This window comes from Streptomyces alkaliterrae (assembly GCF_007097205.2).
Lineage (GTDB): Bacteria > Actinomycetota > Actinomycetes > Streptomycetales > Streptomycetaceae > Streptomyces > Streptomyces alkaliterrae.
The window spans coordinates 1-1,230 of the sequence record NZ_VJYK02000597.1 but is presented as its reverse complement, the minus strand read 5'-3'; the positions used below and the strand labels follow the sequence as shown (position 1 = coordinate 1,230).

At 76.1% G+C, this 1,230-nt stretch carries 1 protein-coding gene and 1 pseudogene; one reads left to right on the top strand and one right to left on the bottom strand.

Going from position 1 to position 1,230, the window contains the following annotated elements; genetic code table 11:
- A pseudogene (locus FNX44_RS28400) lies at positions 1-301 on the top strand (hypothetical protein); the annotation flags it as partial.
- Between the two features lie 33 nt (positions 302-334).
- On the opposite strand, the gene FNX44_RS27010 reads toward FNX44_RS28400, so the two are convergent.
- A complete protein-coding gene (locus FNX44_RS27010) occupies positions 335-1,195 on the bottom strand; it encodes a spermidine synthase (protein WP_143651586.1) in 861 nt (286 codons plus the stop codon).
- Positions 1,196-1,230 lie beyond the last annotated feature (35 nt).

The following is a 1,230-nucleotide window of genomic DNA, read 5'->3' as shown; positions in this document are numbered from 1 at the left end:
CTCCTCAAGTCCCTCCCCCACCGCGCCGAGCGCCACCGCGCCGCTGCCGCCGTCACCCGCCACCGGCCCCTCGGCGGACATACGCGGCTACACCACCTCCGGCGGCCGCGTCACGTTCGCACTGCGCCCGGACCACGCCGCGCTGGTCTCGGCGGTCCCGGAGAGCGGCTGGCGGGTGCAGGTGTGGAAGCAGGACCTGTGGATCCGCGTCACGTTCAGCCGGGGCGACCGCAGCGCCACGGTCTTCTGCACCTGGCACGACTCCGCCCCCCGCGTCCAACTCGACGAACGCCGCGACTGAGGGCGGCTCGCTCCCGCGCCCGCTTCGTACGGGTCAGTCGAAGGCGTCGGACGGGGGCGGTGGGGAGGCCAGGGCGGTCGCGTCGGTCGCGGGGCGGGCGCCGCCGGTGAACTCCAGCAGCCGCGTCCCGGCCAACACCCGTCCCGCGTGCGGATCGCTCGCCGTGCGACGGGTGAACTCGGCGACCGGCAGCGGCCGGTTGGCCGCCATCAGCACCGCGTTGCCGAAACGCCTGCCGCGCAGTACGGCCGGGTCGGCGGCCAGGCACAGCTCGGCGAAGGCGGTGTGCGCGGTGGCCACCTGCGCCCGCAGGTACGCGAGCGGCGGGCCGTCGGTCAGATTGGCCGTGTAGAGCCCGTCGGGGCGCAGCACCCTCGCGGCCTCCGCCAGGAACTCCACGCTGCCGAGATGGGCGGGCGTGCGGGCGCCGCTGAACACGTCGGCGATCACCAGGTCGGCCCAGCCGTCCGGCATCTTCGCCAGCCCCGCGCGGGCGTCGGTGCCGCGCACCCGCAGCCGCCAGCCGGGGTCCAGCGGCAGCTCCCGCCGGACGAACGCGGTGAGCGCGGCGTCCTTCTCCAGCACCTGCTGGGTGGAGCGCGGCCGGGTCAGGGCGGTGTAGCGGGCCAGGGTCAGCGCGCCGCCGCCGAGGTGGAGCACGTGCAGCGGACGTCCGGCGGGCGCGGCGAGGTCGACGACGTGGCCGAGCCGCCGCTGGTAGGGAAAGGCGAGGCGGGTCGGGTCCGCGAGGTCCACGTGCGACTGCGGAGCGCCGTCCAACAGCAGCGACCAACCGGCCGGGTGGTCCGGATCCGGCTCCAGCGTCGCCGTCCCGCCGTCCACCCGCTCCACGACGGCGGTCCGACCGCCGCCACCCCGCCGCGCCCTACCCACGGCGTCCACGTCTCGCACACATACCGGAAGCTGTC